The 21,197-nt window shown below is 44.6% G+C and carries 20 protein-coding genes; 13 read left to right on the top strand and 7 right to left on the bottom strand.

The genetic code is table 11. The annotated features are described in order from the left end of the window. Window positions 1-208: 208 nt before the first annotated feature. Entirely contained in the window at window positions 209-1,084 is an 876-nt protein-coding gene (locus DPF91_RS01975; RefSeq protein WP_117232753.1) for a radical SAM protein, read from the top strand. 496 nt (window positions 1,085-1,580) lie between these two features. After that, a complete protein-coding gene (locus DPF91_RS01965; protein ID WP_117232752.1) occupies window positions 1,581-2,426 on the top strand; it encodes an enoyl-CoA hydratase/isomerase family protein in 846 nt (281 codons plus the stop codon). Window positions 2,427-2,520: 94 nt separating this feature from the next. Here the strand turns inward: DPF91_RS01965 and DPF91_RS01960 are convergent, their stop codons facing one another. Next, on the bottom strand, window positions 2,521-4,824 hold the full coding sequence (locus DPF91_RS01960; RefSeq protein ID WP_117232751.1) for a patatin-like phospholipase family protein: 2,304 nt from the start codon (window positions 4,822-4,824) through the stop codon (window positions 2,521-2,523). Between the two features lie 257 nt (window positions 4,825-5,081). After that, window positions 5,082-5,330: a hypothetical protein gene (locus tag DPF91_RS01955; protein WP_117232750.1), complete on the bottom strand. Its 249-nt coding sequence runs from the start codon at window positions 5,328-5,330 to the stop codon at window positions 5,082-5,084. Between the two features lie 226 nt (window positions 5,331-5,556). Here DPF91_RS01955 and ahpC (DPF91_RS01950) point away from each other — a divergent pair, with 226 nt between their 5' ends. The 3 genes from ahpC (DPF91_RS01950) to DPF91_RS01940 all read left to right on the top strand — a co-directional run bounded on the left by ahpC (DPF91_RS01950) (window position 5,557) and on the right by DPF91_RS01940 (window position 8,399). After that, a complete protein-coding gene (gene ahpC / locus DPF91_RS01950) occupies window positions 5,557-6,114 on the top strand; it encodes an alkyl hydroperoxide reductase subunit C (protein WP_117232749.1) in 558 nt (185 codons plus the stop codon). 199 nt (window positions 6,115-6,313) lie between these two features. After that, window positions 6,314-6,997, top strand: a complete 684-nt coding sequence (locus DPF91_RS01945) for a response regulator transcription factor (RefSeq protein WP_164683991.1) — start codon at window positions 6,314-6,316, stop codon at window positions 6,995-6,997. 1 nt (window position 6,998) lies between these two features. Next, a complete protein-coding gene (locus tag DPF91_RS01940) occupies window positions 6,999-8,399 on the top strand; it encodes a sensor histidine kinase (RefSeq protein WP_117232747.1) in 1,401 nt (466 codons plus the stop codon). 57 nt (window positions 8,400-8,456) lie between these two features. Here DPF91_RS01940 and katG read toward each other — a convergent pair whose 3' ends face one another. Further along, on the bottom strand, window positions 8,457-10,643 hold the full coding sequence (gene katG / locus DPF91_RS01935; protein WP_117232746.1) for a catalase/peroxidase HPI: 2,187 nt from the start codon (window positions 10,641-10,643) through the stop codon (window positions 8,457-8,459). A 299-nt stretch (window positions 10,644-10,942) separates the two neighbouring features. Here katG and ahpC (DPF91_RS01930) point away from each other — a divergent pair, with 299 nt between their 5' ends. Then, window positions 10,943-11,500, top strand: coding sequence for an alkyl hydroperoxide reductase subunit C (gene ahpC, locus DPF91_RS01930; protein ID WP_117232745.1), 558 nt, complete (start codon window positions 10,943-10,945; stop codon window positions 11,498-11,500). 222 nt (window positions 11,501-11,722) lie between these two features. Next, window positions 11,723-12,733, top strand: coding sequence for a S66 family peptidase (locus DPF91_RS01925; RefSeq protein WP_117232744.1), 1,011 nt, complete (start codon window positions 11,723-11,725; stop codon window positions 12,731-12,733). A 92-nt stretch (window positions 12,734-12,825) separates the two neighbouring features. Here DPF91_RS01925 and DPF91_RS01920 read toward each other — a convergent pair whose 3' ends face one another. Then, window positions 12,826-14,088: a metal-dependent hydrolase family protein gene (locus DPF91_RS01920; protein ID WP_117233186.1), complete on the bottom strand. Its 1,263-nt coding sequence runs from the start codon at window positions 14,086-14,088 to the stop codon at window positions 12,826-12,828. A 252-nt stretch (window positions 14,089-14,340) separates the two neighbouring features. On the opposite strand from DPF91_RS01920, the gene ahpF reads away from it, so the two are divergent. From ahpF to DPF91_RS01905, 3 genes are all read left to right on the top strand, one after another. Beyond that, window positions 14,341-15,933: an alkyl hydroperoxide reductase subunit F gene (gene ahpF / locus DPF91_RS01915; RefSeq protein ID WP_117232743.1), complete on the top strand. Its 1,593-nt coding sequence runs from the start codon at window positions 14,341-14,343 to the stop codon at window positions 15,931-15,933. A gap of 139 nt (window positions 15,934-16,072) precedes the next feature. Next, the gene (locus DPF91_RS01910; protein WP_117232742.1) at window positions 16,073-17,482 is read left to right on the top strand and encodes an aminotransferase-like domain-containing protein; all 1,410 of its coding nucleotides are present in this window, start codon (window positions 16,073-16,075) and stop codon (window positions 17,480-17,482) included. A 98-nt stretch (window positions 17,483-17,580) separates the two neighbouring features. Continuing rightward, entirely contained in the window at window positions 17,581-17,778 is a 198-nt protein-coding gene (locus tag DPF91_RS01905; RefSeq protein WP_117232741.1) for a hypothetical protein, read from the top strand. Between the two features lie 25 nt (window positions 17,779-17,803). Here DPF91_RS01905 and DPF91_RS01900 read toward each other — a convergent pair whose 3' ends face one another. From DPF91_RS01900 to DPF91_RS22310, 3 genes are all read right to left on the bottom strand, one after another. Next, on the bottom strand, window positions 17,804-18,235 hold the full coding sequence (locus DPF91_RS01900) for a tetratricopeptide repeat protein (protein WP_117232740.1): 432 nt from the start codon (window positions 18,233-18,235) through the stop codon (window positions 17,804-17,806). An 83-nt stretch (window positions 18,236-18,318) separates the two neighbouring features. Beyond that, window positions 18,319-19,119 carry an HAD-IIB family hydrolase gene (locus DPF91_RS01895; RefSeq protein ID WP_164683989.1) on the bottom strand — a complete coding sequence of 267 codons (801 nt, stop codon included), beginning with the start codon at window positions 19,117-19,119 and terminating at the stop codon, window positions 18,319-18,321. A 101-nt stretch (window positions 19,120-19,220) separates the two neighbouring features. Further along, entirely contained in the window at window positions 19,221-19,739 is a 519-nt protein-coding gene (locus tag DPF91_RS22310; RefSeq protein ID WP_117232738.1) for a type II secretion system protein, read from the bottom strand. 215 nt (window positions 19,740-19,954) lie between these two features. On the opposite strand from DPF91_RS22310, the gene DPF91_RS01885 reads away from it, so the two are divergent. The 3 genes from DPF91_RS01885 to DPF91_RS01875 all read left to right on the top strand — a co-directional run bounded on the left by DPF91_RS01885 (window position 19,955) and on the right by DPF91_RS01875 (window position 21,134). Next, complete coding sequence (locus DPF91_RS01885) at window positions 19,955-20,215, top strand: DUF2999 family protein (protein WP_117232737.1); 261 nt, start codon at window positions 19,955-19,957, stop codon at window positions 20,213-20,215. Window positions 20,216-20,458: 243 nt separating this feature from the next. After that, window positions 20,459-20,659, top strand: a complete 201-nt coding sequence (locus DPF91_RS22210; RefSeq protein ID WP_117232736.1) for a hypothetical protein — start codon at window positions 20,459-20,461, stop codon at window positions 20,657-20,659. A gap of 235 nt (window positions 20,660-20,894) precedes the next feature. Next, a complete protein-coding gene (locus tag DPF91_RS01875; RefSeq protein ID WP_117232735.1) occupies window positions 20,895-21,134 on the top strand; it encodes an HP1242/YdcH family protein in 240 nt (79 codons plus the stop codon). Window positions 21,135-21,197 lie beyond the last annotated feature (63 nt).

Raw genomic sequence — 21,197 nt, 5'->3', positions numbered from 1 at the left:
TCTATTATTCAAACTTTCTAAATCGACTTTCGTTGTTTGATTCTCAGTTAGGGAAGTTTATTTCCTAAATTGAAGGTAAAGTGGACTAAATTAACCGCATTATTTAGATATGTTTAACACTGACTTCAGATTAATCGATATTATCAACCACAGGACACATCGTTAGACTCTGCGGCTCGAAATTCAACACTGAGCTGAGGAGCTTATAATGCACTACGAAGGTAAAATTTACCGTCCTTGGATGGAAGCAGAGAGTGTTCTGATTCAAACCACATTGGGCTGCAGCAACAACCAGTGTACGTTCTGCACCATGTTTGATGACAAGCGCTTTAAGGTGCGAGAACTTGAAGACATCTTTAAAGATATCGCGGAAGCGCGTGCTATCTATCCTAAGGTTGAATCCATCTTCTTGATTGACGGTAACGTGATGGCGATGCGCACAGAAAAGTTATTGGCGATTCTTGACCAAATTAAAGTGACTTTCCCAGAGTTAAAGCATCTGGCTCTCTACTCTGGCTTTAATGATTTTCGTCGTAAAAGTATTGCGGAGTTAAAAGAGCTTCGAGATGCTGGCTTGACCACAGCATACTCAGGATTGGAATCGGGCGACCCTATCGTGCTTGAGCGAATTAAAAAAGGGATGACGCGTGAGCATGCGATTCAAGGTATGGAAATGGCAAGAGAAGCGAACATACAAGTATTGGCCTCTTTCATTTTTGGATTAGGCGGCAAAGAGCGCTCACGAGAACACGCAGAGAATACAACCAGCTTGCTGAATATCATGCGACCGGATGCGATTGCGCCAATGGCACTTGCTATCCAGCCTGGTAGCCAATTGGAGCGTGAAGTGAATGCGGGTGAGTTTATTCTGCCTACGCCACTGCAAATCCTTGAGGAAGAAAAATATCTTCTTGAAAATATGGATGATTTTCCATGTTTCTACTGGGGAGATCATGGCAACAACATCGCGACGATGCGCGGTATTTGGCCAGAGGCACGCAAGCCATTTCTAGATAATATCAATAAGCATATTGCTCACAACCCAATGGCGAAAAAGAACGTTATCGAAACTTACGCCTGGTAGCTAAGCTTAATCATTACGGTAAGTTGCTTTTGTTTTAATCTTCTTGGACAAAGGCAACTTGCATGACCTAGGTCACAGACCCTAGGGCGTGTTGATCTTTCGCGGTTAAATTTTGTTCGAGATAAAAGGGTTTTAATCGCGGCGAGAGGTTTGCAGCCTAGTCATTCTAAGCAAAGTCCTCTCAACAAAGAGTAAAACGCTTTTAGCCGAACCCTTCGGGCAGCGTTTGTGAGTCCTTTCTACTGCGTTATCGGCTTCTCGTGTAGGCTAGCTACACGTCGTAGCCTCTGCCTTGTATAAAGAACCCACAAACTGCTGCAAAAATCAGCTCGAAAGGTCAACACGCCCTAGTACACATTTCAAAATAAACAATTTATTTTTCATTAATACTGTTTGTAAATATCACTGATTGTTAAGGGAAAGTTAAAGCGATAGTGTGTTCTGCGTTAACACAGTCTACACGACTCATTTCAATGATATTTACGGAGAGTTTATTATGAAATACGCAGGTTTTCAGACATTTACAACCGTTCAGCAAGACGGAATCCTTACGGTTACGTTTGATTTTGGAACGGTAAATGTTCAAGGACAAGAAATGCTCGCAGACTTAAATAGCCTGGCAATGAGACTAGAGCGCGACCGTGAAACTAAAGTGGTTGTCTTCCAATCAGCAAACCCTGAGGTTTGGGTTTGTCATTATGATACTGAGCTATTAAAAGACATGTCTACCGAGGCTGTTTCTCGCGAAGAAGCACAACTGCTAGACCTACAGTCTGTATGTGAACGAATCAGTAAAGTACCTCAGGCAACGATTGCTAAGCTCGAAGGTTTTGCACGTGGAGGCGGCCATGAGCTTGCATTGGCGTTAGATATGCGATTCGCTGCCCGTGGTAAGTTCAAGTTTATGCAGATGGAAGTTGGAATGGGTATCTTACCGTGTGGTGGTGGTGCATCACGCATGGCTCGCCAGGTTGGTTTGGGTCGTGCACTAGAAATCGTACTGAGTGCTCGTGATTTTGATGCAGATGAAGCTGAAGCTTATGGCACAATCAACAAGGCTCTAGAGCCTGATGAGATTGGTCCTTATGTCGATGCTCTCGCGCAGCGTATCTCTAAGTTCCCTGCAGAATCCATCAACGTTTGTAAGCAAATGGTTTACGAATCGATAGATAAGCCGATTGATGAAGCACTGAAAGCTGAAGCTTATTGGCTATATCAAGCAACAAGCAAAACAGCAGCAGTCAAGCGCTTCCAGATTGCTGATGACCAAGGCCTAGAGCACGATATGGAAAACCAGCGTAACTGGGAAGACCTAGTGATGAAGGTTCAAGATATCAATTAATTCATTATTTGAATGTGAAAAGCTCCTGAAATCAGGAGCTTTTTTGTTGGTTGAACCTAGGAAATAACTCTTCGTTTTTTGACGTCTGGTTTTACTATCTGAAGCTCGTTCCTATTACTAGGTAGAATGAATCGTATCCTTGCTCCGTTCTCCCATAGCTGAACATCATTGGGCCTATTGGAGAGTCGACCCCTGCGAATACGGAACCCGCGACAAACATCGGGATATCAGAAGGGTCAATGTCTGGATCGGACCAAACACCACCATATTCCAGTGAGCCCCCAACATAAAATGGGGACGAGAATAAGCCGAAATCATTGTCAAACCAACGGTAGCGATAGACCATACTAGTGAAGAACTTATTCTGTCCGAGTAGGCTATTCCTCGGCACACCAGAAAGGTTCAAGAACCCACCAAGCTCTTTTGGTTCAACAGGGAAAAAAGCGTTGTCATTGATGAACAACTCAAGGTCGAGGTTTCCGACTAGCGTGTGCTTGTCATATGAGTGGGCTGTTTTTGCGCTGAAGTCGATTTCATAACTCGTATCATCGTCAAAGGTGTCGTCAACGATACTGTTGGGCTCATGCTCCCCTGTATCGTATGAAACTCTGTATTCGGCATCGATATAGTGCCCTTTTGTTGGGAAACTATAGTGATCTAGCGTGTCTAGTTTGTAGCCTGCAAAACCAGCATATCTTTGGAAGGTAAAGGGTTTTATCGTGTTGTCATATTCAATATCGTTGTAGCCATCGGTAAAACGAAAACCAAGTTTGAACTCTGTCCACAGCTCACGTTGGTACCCTAGACCTAACTCAACGACGGTGCTTTGGTAATCAGCGGGCACCGAAAACTCACTTGCATCGAGCCCAATATCTTCGAAACCAGTTAACGGTATCGTTCGCTTACGATCTTCGTAACTTATGGATGTTTCGTAAAACACTTTTTGGTTCGAGGATATAGGGGAGTACCATGCAACTTTCGCAAACTTATCAGTACCAAGCTCATAGCTTGTCCTCAACTCTCCACCGGTATCCGTTAAGCCTGTAAAGTTCGCCGTTAAGCCAATGGCATACTGACTATCCGTTGTAAAATCATCTTCGAGGAAAAATCGAAAGTCGAGGTAATTCGGTCCCCAGGATTTTTCGTCGACGCTAAACTCAACAACGGTGGCATCATTGCCCCCCATCTTTTGGTGTTTATAAGAGACACGTTCAAAGCGATCTAAGGCGTACAGTTCTTCTACTTGCTTTTCTAGCTTCTGAGTATTGTGAACTTGGTTTGGCTCAAGGGTGATCATTTCTGACAAGGTTTTGTCATCATAATGAGTATTATTGTCGATAGTGACTGCATTGACGGTAAGCTGATCACCGTAATGTAGGAGGCTTTGTGCTTGCTGTTTTTTATCGATGTAGATTTGGTAATCAGATCCGTTCAACGACAAATGCTGCAATTGCTCCTTGAGTTGGATTGCAGCTTGATAGCCCTTGTCATAAGCATCTCCCATTTTATCAAACTCGGTTGTTTCCATGCTGCCGACATCTGGACGGATGTAGATGTCTTGCTCGGTTAACAGCGCCGCTTGCTCTTGGGTCGTACGACGCACGATGTAGTTAGATAATTGGTTTGCAACAGTAAATAGGTCGGTTAACTGTTCTTTGGTTTGATAATCGGTGCTGATATCGATAGCGATAACTACATCTGCTCCCATCTCTTTTGCTAGATCGACAGGCATGTTGTTGGTGACACCACCGTCAACCAATAAACGATCCTGCAGTTCGTAAGGAGGCAGGACTCCGGGCACGGACATACTTGCCATCATGGCATCAACCAGATAGCCATCCTCAATGATGACTTGTTCAAGAGTAACAATATCTGTTGCCATAGCTCGATAACGAATAGGAAAGTCATCGAATGAGTTCACGCGTCCAACATTTCCAGTCGATTCACGCAAAATAGCGAGCATGTTTTGCCCTTGAACCACGCCACTAGGCACCGTGATACCCGTTGAGGACAGCCCAAAATCAGTGCGAATTTGATACCTGTCTTCTATTTCTTTGTTCCGAATCCGTCTTTGGCTGCGGCTGACTCGGTCGATGTAGCCTGAGTTCCAATCAACGCTGTATATGAAGCCCTCAAGTTCATCTGCGCTCATGCCGGTGGAATAGAGTCCGCCAAAGTAGGCCCCCATACTCGCGCCCGTAATGATATCAACGGGTATCTGCATCTCTTCTAAGGCTTTTAGGACTCCGACATGAGCAGCGCCTTTGGCACCGCCACCGGCAAGAACAACAGCGATGGTCGGTCTTTTGTCTTGCGATGAATCTTGGGCGAAAGTCCAGCTTGAAAGCAAGAGTCCAAGCAGTAAAACAGTGAGTTGAGAAAGCAGTTTATTAGGCATGTTAGTATCTCAAAGGTGGTCTAAGTGGCGATAGCCATAGATCAAAAGGCAAGGGGCGATAGGTTACATTGATGTAGTCTATCGAAAGTCGCAGGGTAAGAGGTAGCGTTAAGTTTGATAAACACTTTCAATAGATATTTAACAATACAGGGGCTTAGCAATGTGCTGCTAATGAATGAAATAGTATAAGAGATGAATCAAATAGTATAAGAGAGCCACATTGGTAGAAATGTGGCTCTTTTTCTTTTTACTTGTTTCTAAATCGCATATTGGCGATAGAGTCTGTCGACTTGCACTGGCATATCATCAAGCTTTCTGACAACACTTTGTGCTTCGGCTAATGTGCCGTAAGTGATGGCCATATTGAGGTCATCGGTAATCGGGAACTCATTTCCTGAGCTGTCGACCAAATGAATATGCCAGCCAGTGGTGTTGATATCATGGATAATGTGAGCGCTGAGAAAATCATGGCCAGCGACTCTTTCTTTTACCTCTACGATGTTCATAACCCCTCCTTAAACGCAGCGAAAGGAATGAAAAGGTACCAACTTTCGTTAGTACTACTTTGATCATAGCGCGTACGGGTGTGGCTGCAAGCTCATCGACATCTAATAGGTTTTACCTACCAAACTAATAGATACGTTCGATTTCACCTATTCAACGGTTCGGGGCAATATAACCTCAACAGCGCGGGAGAGCGCAATCGAATAAGCAAATTGAGAGAGTAAAATCATGATCAACACACAAATCAAACCATTCAGCGCAACAGCATTTAAAAACGGCGATTTCGTAGAAATCACGGAGCAAGATGTGAAAGGTAAGTGGGCGGTATTTTTCTTCTACCCAGCAGATTTTACTTTCGTATGCCCAACAGAATTAGGTGACCTAGCAGACCACTACGCAGAACTACAAGAGCGCGGTGTTGAGGTTTACTCTGTTTCAACTGACACACATTTCACGCACAAAGCATGGCACGACAGCTCTGACACAATCGGCAAAATCAACTACTACATGGTAGGTGACCAAACGGGCACAATCACGAACAACTTCGGTGTGATGCGTGAAGGCCAAGGTCTTGCAGACCGTGCTACGTTCCTAGTGGACCCAGAAGGTGTGATTCAAGCGATGGAAATCACAGCAGAAGGCATTGGCCGTGATGCTGAAGACCTTATGCGTAAAGTGAAGGCAGCTCAATACGTAGCGGCTAACCCAGGTGAAGTTTGCCCAGCGAAATGGAAAGAAGGTGAAGAGACACTAGCACCATCTCTAGACCTAGTAGGTAAGATTTAATCATTCCTGACTAGAAGCCAGCCCCCTTACTGGCTTCAACCAATACTGCTTTATCGTTTTGCCACTTCATGTATGAAGTGGCTTTTTTGGTTTTGCTTACGCAAAATCAAGATTCGATAGACAAACTATCGATAAATTAAATGATTACTCAACCTGGTCATGGCCAGAAATGTCATTGAAACTGAGAATAAAGAAAACCATGCAGACGAAGATCCTGATCGTAGATGACAAACTTAGTGTCCAGCAGCTTTTAGTCGACTTTCTGACCACTCAAGGTTTTGAAGTCGAGTGTGCTTCAAATGGTTTAGAAGCGATACAGAAGCTTAAACAATTTCAGCCGAACCTCATCTTGCTTGATATCATGATGCCTTTAATGGACGGCTATAAGTTCATTCAGAAGCTGCGAGAAACGAATGAAACGCCTGTCATTGTTATCTCTGCCAAACAGCAAGAAGAAGACATCGTCGCGGGCTTTGAAATGGGTGCAGATGACTACATTGTGAAACCATTTCGCATGATGGAGCTTTTGGTTCGAGTTAAGGCAGTGCTCAAGCGCAGCCATAAAGACTTCTCAGTGAGCAACAAGTTCGAATATGGGCCGCTTATTGTGAATACGCACACCAAAGAGTTCTACTTGTCCAATCAGGTTATTGATGTGACTAAGGCGGAACATGCGCTGCTCACGATGTTAGTGAAGTCTAGAAGTCATGCTGTTCCCAAGGCCGAGATTTCCTGTAATTTGATCGAGCAAGGTTTTAGTGGCGCTGAATCAACGATGAAGATTCATATTCGTAACTTGAGAAACAAACTTGCTCCAATCTCACAAGGACAGGTAGAGATAGAGTCTGTGTTTGGTGTGGGTTATCGATTAAAGGTGTCATGATATGCGCTTTCAGTTAAGACACCAACTAACCGCGACTTACCTACTAGTAAGCTTAATTACTGCTGGGGTCACTTATGCTTGGGTGGTACTCACCTCAGAGCATCGACTGAATGAGCTGACGTTAGAGTATCAAACTCGCGAGATGCAGCAGGAAGTCATCGCTTGGTATAAAGCAGAGCAAAGCTGGGAGGGGTTTGAAGCGTACTTTAAAGAGTTGCATCCACCTCACTTTAAAAAACCAAACTCTACGACAGTGAATAAGCATCCGCTGTATTCAGACCCCAAAGAGGATCCAAGGCCTAAACGACACGGCATTGTAACGGCTGAGAACATCGCGCTTATATCTTACCTTCGCTTCAAGAAGGGAGAATTTATTCCTCCTGCTTATTTCGACCAATCTGAACCGATATATTTAGATGGTAAGCTGATTGCGCGAATCATCCCGCCAGAAGCGACGGGATTAAGCATTAATTCGAGAAACCGTGTTTTCCTAGACAACATCCATAACATTTTGATGTTTGCGATTTTTGTCGGTGTGATTACGTCTTTATTGTTAGGAGTGATACTTTCTCGATGGCTATTGAAGCCATTAGAGCAAATTCATCAGGCAATATCATCGATGGCGAAGGGAAGGCTGAAGCAAAAAGTTAAAGTAAAGGCGAGTAACGAGCTCGGTGAACTCGCCAGTGGATTCAACTCGATGAGCTCCAATATTGCCAAGGCCGATCAGAAAAAACGCCAGCTTACCGCAGATATTACGCACGATTTGAACACACCTATCCAGGTTATTTCAGGCTACATTGAGATGGCGCAGCATGGAGCCATAGAGCTCGACGAAAAACGCCTATCGTTAATTGCTTCGGAGCTTGGCTTAATTGAACGTTTGGTGAAAGACATGAACCTGCTTGCCAAAACCGATACCAAAACTCTTAAGTTGGATATCACTCAAGTGTCTATTTCTGAACTCATGACCAGTGTTCATCATCGATTTGAACCGCGCTGCCATGCAAAAGTGATCTCGCTAGATCTAGACCTTGTCGAACCATTGCCAACACTTGATCTAGACCGAAACAGAATGCTTCAGGTGCTTGGTAACCTTGTCGACAACGCCATTAGACACACGCCTAAGCAGGGCTTAATTTCGTTAACTGCAACCGCGAATGAAGCGTATTGCGAGATCAAAGTGACTGATACGGGTTGTGGTATTGAAGCCGACCAGCTCCCTTATATTTTTGACCGCTTCTATCGTGCTGAAAGTTCGCGTAGTGGCGATGAAGGGAACTCTGGCTTAGGGTTGAGTATCACTAAAGGCCTACTGGAGATGCAAGGTGGTGAAATAAGTGTCAGCTCCGATGGTTTATCTGGAAGTGAATTCACGGTGCGATTGCCGGTTGGAAACTAAAGCAAAAGGGCAGAGTGTTTTACACGCTGCCCTTTGGTTATCGTTTAAGTGGATGGATTACTTAAGATCAAAGCGATCTGCGTTCATTACCTTGTTCCATGCCGCGATGAAGTCTGCAACGAACTTCTCTTTTGCATCATCACAGGCATACACCTCAGCAAGCGCACGCAGTTGAGAGTTAGAACCAAATACTAGGTCAACACGGGTTGCTGTCCACTTCTTCTCACCTGTTGCACGGTCAGTACCAAGGTAAGCGCTCTTGTTCGGGCAAACTGGCTTCCACTCAGTAGACATATCCACTAGGTTTGTGAAGAAGTCATTGCTCAGTACACCCACTTTATCAGTGAACACACCGTGTGCGGTGTTACCGTGGTTTGCACCTAGTACGCGAAGGCCACCAACTAGCACAGTCATTTCTGGCGCTGTTAGCCCTAGAAGTTGCGCTTTATCTAGCAGCATTTCTTCAGCAGGAACCGTAAACAGTTTCTTAGCAAAGTTACGGAAGCCGTCTGCTTCTGGTTCTAGTACCGCGAATGATTCAGCGTCAGTTTCAGCGTCAGTTGCGTCAACACGACCTGCAGTGAATGGGACTTCAACATCAAAGCCTCCATCTTGAGCGGCTTTTTCTATTGCAACGTTACCTGCAAGTACGATTAGGTCAGCCATTGAGATGTTAAAGCTTGCTTTAATCTCTTCAAACTTAGCCAGTACTTTTGTTAGTTGCTCAGGTTGGTTCGCTTCCCAGCCTTGTTGTGGAGCAAGCTGAATACGAGCACCGTTTGCACCGCCACGGAAGTCGGAGCCACGGAATGTAGATGCGCTAGACCATGCAGTGTAAACCAGTTCTGAAACCGTTAGGCCAGAAGCTAGGATCGCTTGTTTAAGGTCAGCAGTATCAGCGTCAGAAAGTGGCGCAAATTCCGCTTTTGGTAGTGGATCTTGCCAGATTAGATCTTCTGCCGGTACTTCTTCACCAACGTAGCGAGCTTTAGGGCCCATATCACGGTGAGTCAGTTTGAACCATGCGCGAGCGAATGCATCAGCAAATTCAGCTGGGTTTTCATGGAAGCGCTTTGAAATAGGGCCATAGATTGGGTCCATACGCATCGCCATATCAGCCGTTGTCATGATAGTTTTCACTTTCGTGTCAGCATCATGTGCCTTTGGTGCCATGTGGTTTTCATCAACACCAACAGGCTCCCACTGCCATGCACCTGCAGGGCTCTTCACGAGATCCCAGTCGTAGCCAAACAGCATATCGAAGTAGCCGTTGTCCCACTGAATAGGGTTTGGAGTCCAGGCGCCTTCGATACCCGAGGTCGTTGTGTCATCACCTTTACCTGTGCCAAAGCTGTTCTTCCAGCCAAAGCCCATCTCTTCTAGTGGTGCTGCTTCTGGCTCTGGGCCCATCTCTTCTTCAGAGCCTGCGCCGTGTGTTTTACCAAAGGTGTGACCGCCCGCAACCAGTGCAACGGTTTCTTCATCATTCATACCCATGCGAGCAAAGGTGTCGCGAATATCACGACCAGAAGCTAGGATGCTTGGGTTGCCGTTAGGACCTTCTGGGTTTACATAGATAAGGCCCATTTGTACCGCTGCTAGAGGTTTTTCAAGATCACGCTCGCCAGAGTAACGCTCGTCACCTAGCCACTCGCTTTCTGCGCCCCAGTAGATGTCTTCTTCTGGTTCCCAAATATCAGCACGACCACCGGCAAAACCAAACGTTGGTAGACCCATCGATTCAATTGCTACGTTACCCGCTAAAATGAATAGGTCAGCCCAAGAAACGCTGTTACCGTATTTCTTTTTCACCGGCCAAAGCAGGCGACGCGCTTTGTCTAGGTTGCCGTTATCTGGCCAGCTGTTTAGAGGCGCAAAACGTTGGTTACCTGTGTTACCGCCCCCGCGACCATCAGAAGTACGGTAAGTACCAGCTGCGTGCCATGCCATACGAATCATAAATGGACCGTAGTGACCGTAGTCCGCAGGCCACCAATCTTGAGAATCCGTCATTAATGCTTCTAAATCTGCTTTAAGCGCCTTTAGGTCAACGGCTTTAAAGGCTTCAGCGTAGTTAAAATCATCACCAAGAGGGTTGGACTTGGTATCATTTTGATGAAGAATTTTAAGGTTCAATTGGTTTGGCCACCAGTCGACATTTTTTGTTGCTTTCCCACCCAGTGTTGTATTACCACCGTGCATAACAGGGCACTTTCCGCCTGTATTAGATTGATCACCGTGCATATTCGCCTCCTAACTGCGAATGAGATTTTGTTAATATAAGATTAAATTTAAAGCTATAGATTTAACTTAGCATTAACTCAGCAAAGAGTGGTTTAGAAATAGTTTAGAAACCATGTTTATTATGTGGTTTTGTTGTGTAAGTTCATGTTTTTATGAGGATAATGCTATCGATAGGAGTTTTCTATTAGTGTAATAGGGAAGTTCGATTTCAAATCCTTGAGCTCTCGATTCAATATATCTCCATCGACGCAGGACAGCGTTAACAAAAAATAAATTAGAGATATCAAGAGAGTAAAATCATGATCAACACTGAAATCAAACCATTTAGCGCAACAGCATTCAAAAACGGTGACTTTGTAGAAATCACAGAGCAAGACGTAAAAGGTAAGTGGGCGGTTTTCTTCTTTTACCCAGCAGACTTTACTTTCGTATGTCCAACAGAGCTTGGTGATCTAGCGGACCATTACGCAGAACTTCAAGAGCGTGGCGTAGAAGTGTATTCAGTATCAACAGATACTCACTTTACTCACAAAGCGTGGCACGACAGCTCTGATACAATCGGCAAGATCAACTACTATATGGTTGGTGACCAAACAGGCACAATCACAAACAACTTCGGTGTAATGCGTGAAGGTCAAGGCCTAGCAGATCGTGCAACGTTCCTAGTGGACCCAGAGGGCGTTATTCAAGCGATGGAAATTACAGCTGAAGGCATCGGCCGTGACGCTGAAGACCTAATGCGCAAAGTGAAAGCAGCTCAGTATGTAGCGGCTAACCCAGGTGAAGTTTGCCCTGCGAAATGGAAAGAAGGCGAAGAGACTCTAGCGCCTTCTTTAGACCTAGTTGGTAAGATCTAATTTAGCGACAACTAATCAGTTCGTTCAGCATGCCCCAGCCCCCTCCTAAGGCTCGGGGTGTGCACCCTATATCGAAGGCCACAATGCTTGCATTGTGGCTTTTTTACGTGTTGGTTCTTTTATATCGTATTGATTTTTATAAAAAATAGCATTTATGCAACTGCTTTGTTATAACCGTCATGTTGTCAGGACTATGCGGTATCGATCTAAGGAGTATTCGGCATGATTTTTCCAAAGTTATTGAAAGCAGGGGACAAAATTGGCTTCTTCTCGCCATCCTCTCCAGCGACGGTGTTTGCGCCTAAACGCTTTGCACGAGCGAAAACGTTCCTTGAGTCAAAAGGGTTTGAACTCGTCGATGGTTCGCTAACCGGAAAGTCAGACAGCTATCGTTCGGGCTCCATTCAGGCAAGAGCCGAAGAGCTCAATCAATTGATTCGCGATCCAAGCGTTCGGTGCATTATGTCTACGATTGGCGGCAGCAATAGCAACGCACTATTGCCGTACATCGATTATCAGGCGTTCAAGCGAGACCCTAAAATCATCATTGGCTACTCAGACGTAACCGCTTTGTTACTTGGTATCTATCAGCAAACAGGAATTATCACGTTCTATGGCCCTGCTTTAGTCGCTTCATTTGGTGAGTTCCCACCTTTGGTTGATGAGACTTATCGCTCCTTTATTGATCTCCTCAGCAAACCTCAACAGTCGTACAGTTACTCGATGCCAGCGGTGTGGACCGATGTTAAGCATGATTGGGAAACGCAAAGCGAGGCTAAACCAGTCTATGACAATCAATGGCAGTTTATTGGCAGCGGGTGTTATACCGGTCGAATCATAGGGGGCAACCTCAATACCATAGCTGGTATCTGGGGCAGTCCCTACATGCCAGAGATTGAGCAGGGCGATATCTTGCTGATTGAAGATTCTTTAAAAGGGATTGAATCGGTAGAGCGATCATTTGCTCACCTATTCGCGTGTGGTGTGTTTGATAGAATCAGCGCTATCATCCTCGGAAAGCATGAGCTGTTTGATGATAAAGGAACCGGCCGTTCACCTTTGGATGTCCTTGTTGAAGTGATCAACGGAAAAGAGGTGCCTATTTTATATGGCTTTGACAGCTGTCATACACATCCAATGTTAGTAACGCCAATCGGTGTTCAGGCAGAGTTAGACTTCGATAAAGAAACACTTAAACTCACTCATCAATGGCTTGATGACGAGAAAAAATAAAAGCAAGACAGTAAAAATAAACAAAAAGGCCAGTGCTTGTTTAACGAGCACTGGCCTGATTTCATTGTTTAGTTGTACTAATGCAGTTTGGTTTACAGCGTATTTTTGTACACCACACCGTCTTTCATGATGACTTTCTTCGCTTCATCACTCATTACACAATCCACGCCGTCTAGCGGGTTACCATCGATGATCAGTAGGTCAGCGTATGCACCTTCAACGATTTGACCTAGCTTACCTGCTTGGTAAGGGTGCTGGTATGTCGACATTTCAAATAGACGACCACAGTTTGACGTTGCCATGCGAAGTGCAGTGATAGTATCGAATGTTTGCTCAATCGCACCTAGCTCTTGCATTTGAGTTTCATGAACATTGGCTGTGCCTACACAGTCTGTGCCGTAGGCTAGATTCTCAATGCCGTACTTCTTAATAAGCTCAGCCGATTTAAACATCGCTTTACCCACACGCTCGGTCTTTTTGTACGTCTCTTCGTTTGGTAGTGGGATCTTGCGCTCTGCAATCAATGAAGACGTGAAGTAAGAAGGAACCACCCAAATATCTTTCTCTTTGATGATCTGCGCGACTTCGTCATCCATAATGGTTGCGTGCTCAAAACATTTCACCCCCGCTTCTGCTGCGCGTTTCATTGCAGGAATAGTATGAATGTGCGCTGCGACGTAAGTACCGTAATCCTCAGCGGCTTCAACCGCTGCCTTCATCTCATCAAGAGTAAATTGCAGTGTGTCTAGTGGGTCGAAGGTTGATGAAGCACCTCCACCGGCCATAATCTTAATTTGAGAAGCGCCTTTAAATAACTGCTCACGCACCGCTTTCATCACTTCTGCACGACCATCTGCCACTTTAAACGTTCCAGATTTCATTAGAGGTGAGTCTTCATGACCGTTTGCTAGACGCTCTTGCGCTTGGTTTTGACGGTAGTCAGAGTGACCACATGTTTGAGAAATCGCTGCTTGTGATGGCAAGATTCGTGGGCCTGTCGCATAGCCGCTGTCGATAGCATTTTTCAGACCTAATGTGTTACCGCCTACATCACGACAAGTGGTAAAGCCGCGCATCAACATCTCTTGAGAAATCTTAGCTGAGCGAATTGCCATCTCTTCACGAGTCATTGCGTCCAAGACGTTAAAACCCGCTGATAGGGTGATATGTACGTGAGCATCAATCAGACCTGGCATCACCGTACCACCTTGCGCATCGATAATTTCGTCTGCCGTTGATGGGGCTATATCACCAATTTTCGTGATTAGGTTATCTTCAACCAGTACAGATACATCCTTGATCAGTTTGTCGTCAGTGCCGTTAAAAACATTCGCGTTAACAATTAGCTTTTTCATCATTTATGCCTCTAATTTGGTCGTCAGCTCACTCAGCTGATGGCGTCATAATAGGGATTGAGCATGATGAAGAATTGCCATTTGGTGACATTTTAAACAAGAGGAGCACTAAATATTTAATGATAGGTTTTGCCTACTAAAACGATAGAAACGTTCGAATTTACCAATTTACGGTATCGAGGCAATATAACCTCAACAGCGCAGGAAAGCGCATCACAAAACAGATTTTAAAGAAATTCGGAAGGCTCGATTATGTTAGACCAAGCAATGAAGCAGCAGCTTAAAGCATACCTAGAAAACCTAAAAACAAATGTACAGCTTGTACTGAGTCTTGATAGCAGTGAGACAGCAACAAAGCTTGAAGCTCTAGCCAATGACATCGCGTCTCTAACAGGAAAAATTGAGGTGACGCGTGATGACAATGCAAGTGCGCGTAAGCCAATCATGCAGGTAGTGAATCAAGAAAAAGGCACTGCAATCGGCTTTGCTGGTCTGCCAATGGGTCACGAGTTTACATCTCTAGTGTTGGCTCTGCTTCATAGCGGTGGTCACCCAATCAAGCTTGAAGCGGACGTAATCGAGCAAATCAAAGAACTAGACAGTGAGCTAAACGTTGAAATCTTTATCTCACTATCGTGTCAGAACTGTCCAGAGGTGGTTCAGGCATTCAACATGATGTCGGCAATCAACCCGCTAATCAAAACAACCATGATTGATGGCGCAGCGTTCCAAGACGAAGTGAAGTCTCGCGACATCATGGCGGTACCAAGCGTATTCATTAATGGTGAGCTATTCGGCCAAGGTCGTATGTCTCTGGCTGAAATCCTAAACAAGGTGGACTCAGGCGCTGCAGAGAAGAAAGCGGCAAGCCTAAACGAGCAAGCACCATTTGATGTTCTGGTTGTTGGTGGTGGCCCTGCAGGTTCTTCAGCAGCAATTTACGCAGCTCGTAAAGGTATTCGCACTGGTGTGGTTGCAGACCGATTTGGTGGTCAGGTAATGGATACGATGGCGATTGAGAACTTCATCTCAGTGAAAGCGACAACGGGACCTAAGCTGGTGGCAAGCCTAGAAGAGCACGTAAAAGAGTATGGTGTCGAGGTGATGACAGAGCAACGCGCTGCCAACATTATCGATGCAGAAGAGACGGAAGATGGTTACATCCACGTTGAGCTAGAGAGCGGCGCAGTACTAAAAGCTCGCACGGTTATCACAAGTACCGGTGCACGCTGGCGTGAAATGAACGTCCCAGGCGAGCAAGAGTACCGCAACAAAGGTGTAGCGTACTGCCCACACTGTGATGGCCCACTGTTCAAAGGCAAGAAAACGGCTGTAATCGGTGGTGGTAACTCAGGTATCGAGGCAGCAATCGACCTTGCAGGTATTGTAGAGCACGTAACGGTTCTAGAGTTTGCTGACACGCTTCGCGCTGACCAAGTGCTTATCGACAAAGCCAACGCAACACCAAACATCGAGATCATCAAAATGGCACAAACAACACAAGTGCTTGGCGATGGTAACCGTGTGACAGGTCTAGAGTACAAAGACCGTAACACCGATGAGCTAAAGCAAATTGAATTAGCAGGTATCTTTGTTCAAATCGGTCTAATGCCAAACAGCGAATGGCTGAAAGGCACCAAGGTTGAGCTATCACCACGCGGTGAGATTGAAATCGATGCGCACGGTGCAACATCAATGAACGGTGTGTTCGCAGCGGGTGACGTAACAACGGTTCCTTACAAGCAAATCATCATTGCGATGGGTGAAGGCGCGAAAGCAAGCTTAGGTGCCTTTGATTACCTAATCCGTAACCCAGCTCCTGAAGCCGTTGCAGAAATGGCGTAATAAGCACCACGGGTTATAAAGATTAAAGCAACTCTCTTCGAATATGAAGAGAGTGGCTTTTTCGTTGTGGTTTCATCGCTGGGTTGATTAACCATTTCAATGGTATATGTTGTATCCATCAGACTAGATGGGATACGTGATGACTCGTTATCAGCAAATTGCACAACAGATAATTAGCCAAATAGAGCAAGGAGTATGGAGAGTCGGCGAGAAAATCCCTTCAATCCGTGTGAGCTGCAAGAGCTTTGAAGCAAGCAATAGTACGATCCTTCAAGCCTATCAGCTGCTAGAAGCACAAGGCTGGATCACTGCAAAGCCGCAATCCGGTTATTACGTAGCGAACCTTCATCTTGTAGATAAAAGTCACCAACAAAAAGCAGAGCAGCGCGCTCTTTTTGATGATCAACTATTCCAGTTTCTTAAAACTAGCAGTTCTGAATCAGCACAACCATTCAGTTCGGCTTTCCCTGATCCTGATTTGTTTCCGATGGCAGATTTGGCGAAAAGCTTAGCTAACGCAACCCGTAAAATGGTGACCTCCCAAAGCGAGCCACACTTGCCTCCAGGAAATCCGACACTGCGTCGACTCATCGCTCAGCGTTATGCCAAAAGAGGACTCCACATCAGTTCTCAAGATATCGTGATCACCTCTGGTGCTATGGAGGCACTGAACTTGAGTTTGCAAGCCGTCACAAACCCTGGAGACAAGGTGATTATTGAATCTCCCGTGTTTTATGGTGCTCTGCAAGCGGTTGAAAAGCTGGGTCTCATTCCTATTGAAGTACCAATCGAAAAGGGTGGTGGTTTAAGTATTGAACGCCTTAAGGAGCGACTTGACTCTCATGACATTAAAGCGTGCTGGTTAATGTCTTCATTTCAGAACCCAACAGGGTTAAGTTTGAGCGATGAAAAGAAGCGGGCGATTGTTGAGCTTGCGAACCAGCATGACTTTTTCATTGTGGAAGACGATGTGTACGGTGAACTGCAATACGACGATGAGCAGCCACAAAAGCCTCTTAAAGCGTTTGATCGCGAAGATCGAGTCTTGCTCTGTAGCTCATTCTCAAAGAGCTTATGCCCAGGCTATCGCGTCGGTTGGCTAGTTAATCAAAGATTTAATGAACAAGTTCAGAAAAGCCAGCTGCTTTCAACACTCTCGACCAGTGCGCCAATTCAAGCCGGTGTTGCGCATTACCTGACTTACGAGAGCTACGATAATCATCTGAGAAAATTACGCCGAGAGTTTGTTAGCCGTTATGAAGAGTTTCGAAACTGGATGCTCAATGTTCTGCCTGACGATGTTGAACTGAGCCAACCACAAGGGGGTTACTTTGTGTGGCTCTATCTCCCTGAAAGTGTGGATATACATGCTATCAAAGATAAGATGAAAGAGGCTCAATGGCCGATAGCAACGAATGAGCTGTTTGTTGCACATCAATCGCACTCTGCAATCAAAGGGATTCGACTCAACTTCTCCTATTCAATGACAGAGCAAAGACAGTCTGCATTAACACAGTTAGGAAAAGCACTATCAGAGCATCGTTCTTAAGGTGGGGTAACTGTTCGGATGGTTATAGGTAAAACTGTACGCTAACAGTTTGTTCTCTCCATGATTTAATGACGTTATTAACTCATTGGAGGAAGCGAATGGACAAGCAAAAGAATAATGAAATTAAGTTGATTGTAGTCGCCATCGTGTGCGCACTGCTGTTAGTCATTGGTCACGTCATCCTAACCAAAGCGTTTATGGGTTTTATCTGGACAGAATACGTCGCAGCAGCTATCCCGTTTGTCATGATGGGTCTGTGTATCTTTGCGTTGCGTTATGCGCAAAAGAAAGATTGATGAAACGTGCTTTGAGCTATGAACACTAGTTGGAGGGTTTAGTTTTAGCCACCCAAGCAACTGCGTCTTGGTGGTTATTGCTCGCCGCTTCAGTCATCCACTTATTGACGAGTTGTTCGGAATTTGGATTTTCGTATTCGTCCATGTAGAACATTGCGAGCTCATATTGCGCCTTTGAGTGATTATTCTTTGCCGCTTGAGTGAGCCACGAGATACTCTCGTCATGACTTTTACCTTGAATGAGTTCTTGGTTGAGCAGCAACATAGCAAGCTCGTATTGAGATTCAGTGTGTCCAAGGTTTGCAGCCTGTTCAAAGCTCTCAATAGCAACAGCGTCTTTGATGCGATATTTGGCTTCAATGCCTTGTTGATACCATTCTGTCGCTGATCTCTGAGCCGCTAGACTGGGGACCGAAGCCAGCAGCACAGATAAAGTAATGTGTTTGAAAGTGTTCATTGCTGGTGCTCCCTGATTCGCTCTTATTAAGATTAGCGCAAGATCTTACGTGAGAATAAGAATCAGGGACTAACGGGGGAGGCTTACTTGCTGAGGCTATGAATCAACTCAGCCACTGTTTCGACGGTGCCTTCGGCATACTCAACGAGAGCAGGTGTCGCGTTAGGTACAGCAAACCCGCGGAAGGCTTGAATCATAGGAATGTCATTGAAGTCATCGCCAATGACTGAGACTTGCGTATGCTCTAATTGAGCGTGTTTCATGATGAACTCGATACCACTTGCCTTGGAAATACCTTTCGGCACGATGTTAATGTAGTTGAGGTTAATGAACACCTCGACATCGTCTTCGTGTTTTTCAAGAATGCGTGTTCTGATTGCCTGTGCCTTGTCTTGATCCTCTGCTAAGCAGCCAACGAGATACACTTCATGCTCCAGCGCTTGCTCGATAGTACGGGTATAGATTTGCGAGTTTCTGTGGAAAATCTCAGCAGCAGCAGGGTCACTTTGGCTTAGCTGTCGATTGGTGAAGTTACACCCATTGAAGCCGTTTGAAACAATAAGCTCGTCATTAAATTCTTCACGAATATCCGAGACGAGTGATTGGGCAATTGAGTGAGGGAGAGCTTGCTTGAATATCACCTCTTTGTTGCCATCAATGATGAATGAACCATTCAAAGCAACAAGGTAATCAAATTGGACACCCTTGTGCGTTTGTTCATAGAGCATGCTCGCAGCGTCTCGACCCGTACTGATCGCAAACAGGTTCCCTGCTTTCTGCCATTGTTCTACCGCTGCCAGGTTTTCTGGCAGTGCTTGTGGGTTAGCTTTATAGAAAAAGGTTTTATCGTAGTCTGAAGCGAGTAGTTGTTTTGTAGCTGTCATGGTGCGTCCAGTTGCAAGCGAGCGGAATGAGGAAGTAAACATGCCTCAAGTATACATTTTGAGGCATAGAGTAATGACAATTAAGAGTCAGCTGTAGGAGATTATTGCCCACATTTATTTTGAGCACTCGCATCATTGTAGATGGTGCCAGTATTGGACTTCTTAAACTCTAAGCAATAATCTTTATTTTGTAGGTCGATGATATAAAGGTTGTCACTGTTTTGATACTTGCATTTATATCGTCCATCACGAGAGTCTCTATCCTTGTCACCATTTGCTTGGCCTAACCTTTCATCGATTAAACCAATAGCGCGACAGATCTCCCCCACCTCTAAGCGGTAGTTGCCACTCACTTCAGTTAGCAAGAAATCCATACTATCTGTATATCGAACAAACTCCGGCGTTTGCCCGTCATCTTTATAGATAACTCTGCTCTCGATGTTTTGTATTGCTTCCACATTATTCATCACTTCCCTTGCCATTCCTCTTAAAGATTCCAGTGATGAAATACGCGCATTATCTGTGAAATTCATAAATCGCGGCAGTGCAGTGATGGCTAAGATGCCAAGCACTATGGTGACGACGATTAACTCTATGAGTGTAAATCCTTTTGGTTTCATATTGTTCTGATTCTATTTAATAGGGCAGGAATTATCGGATTTCGAGACGGTTAGTTTGTGTGTTTAGTTGATCGCAATCAATGGATGAAATGTAAGGAAAGATAAGTTGAGTTTTTTAAGTGGCGATCACTTTCAGTTGTCCAAAAACATTGAAGTGATAGACTTCATCACATGTTTCACATTGAACGGGCCAAACGCCCAATAAAGGTAATGTAATGAACCCAATTATTGCCCTTCTAAAAGAGAACAACATCAGCGACGAACAAATCAAAGAGGTGTTTCAAGCGTTGACACAAAACCCACTAGCAGCGATGGCGACGATTAGCCAACTTGGTCTTCCACAAGACAAACTGCAAGCTCTAATGGGGCAAGTAATGCAAAACCCGGCTCTCATCAAAGAAGCGGTTGAAGAGCTAGGCTTAGATTTTTCTAAAGTAGAAGAAGCAAAAGAAAAAATGCAGCAACAGCAACAATAAGTTAGTTGAGCTATGTTTATTAAGGCCGATATGTTGTTCGAACATATCTGCCTTTTTTGTGTAACTGTATGCGTATCCTTTAACTCAGTGATACATTGTTAAATTTTATATTGTTGGCTTTTCTAACCTGACTGGGTGATGACAAAGTAGCCAAAAATTCATTAAAGTTTGACAAAAATAACACGGCATATCGCCTAATATATAAACAGATCAAAACACTAATAACGTTAGGGCTTAATTACTATGGAAAGAAAATTAAATACGTTGTTTTACTCAGCTATGGAAACAAAAAACCGTACCAAGGTGACCAACATTTTCGTACAGAACGGATTCAAGATAGCAAGAACTGATTTTGATGATGTGGTTTTCGAAAATAAGGACACTCAAGTACTGGTAGAGTTTGATCGACAGTCTAACGCGCAGTCTATTTCTGTGGTTGGCTGATTAGTTATTTACACTGTAAAGATAACTCCCCCAAAGGCTTTCTTAATGAAAGCCTTTTTTTTTCGTTGAATTATTAACGAAATCTAAAAAGTCATTTGTTGTTTTACTGCATTGAGGTTTGTGAAGCTGAGCGCTAAATTTAACCCAACGAAACGGTAGAATGTTCAATGGGTTAGCATTATGTAATACACCATTAACTCATTCCGGCGTTCACAAAAACAGGAAGGTAAGAATTATGTTAGGCGAAAATCACTCTCTACTAAACGAGTTTCCTCAACAAGAAGAAACAATCAATCAACTGATACAAGCGGATGAGGCGTTTGCAAAAGACACTAAAACTTACAACGAGCTTGATGAAGAGATCCGTAATCTAGAGCTCAGCAACTCACCGATAGACGATGAAGCGATGCATCAGCTTAAGCATGATCGTTCAGTGCTAAAAGACAGCTTATTCCAGCGTATACAAACTGCTTAGTTAGATAACAAATAGACAAGTTAAAATAGAAAGGGAGCCGTACAAGGCTCCCTTTTTGCGAAT

Source organism: Vibrio maerlii (assembly GCF_003415655.1).
Lineage (GTDB): Bacteria > Pseudomonadota > Gammaproteobacteria > Enterobacterales > Vibrionaceae > Vibrio > Vibrio maerlii.
Note: the sequence above shows the minus strand (reverse complement) of the source record. Positions and strands in the feature narration are given on the sequence as shown.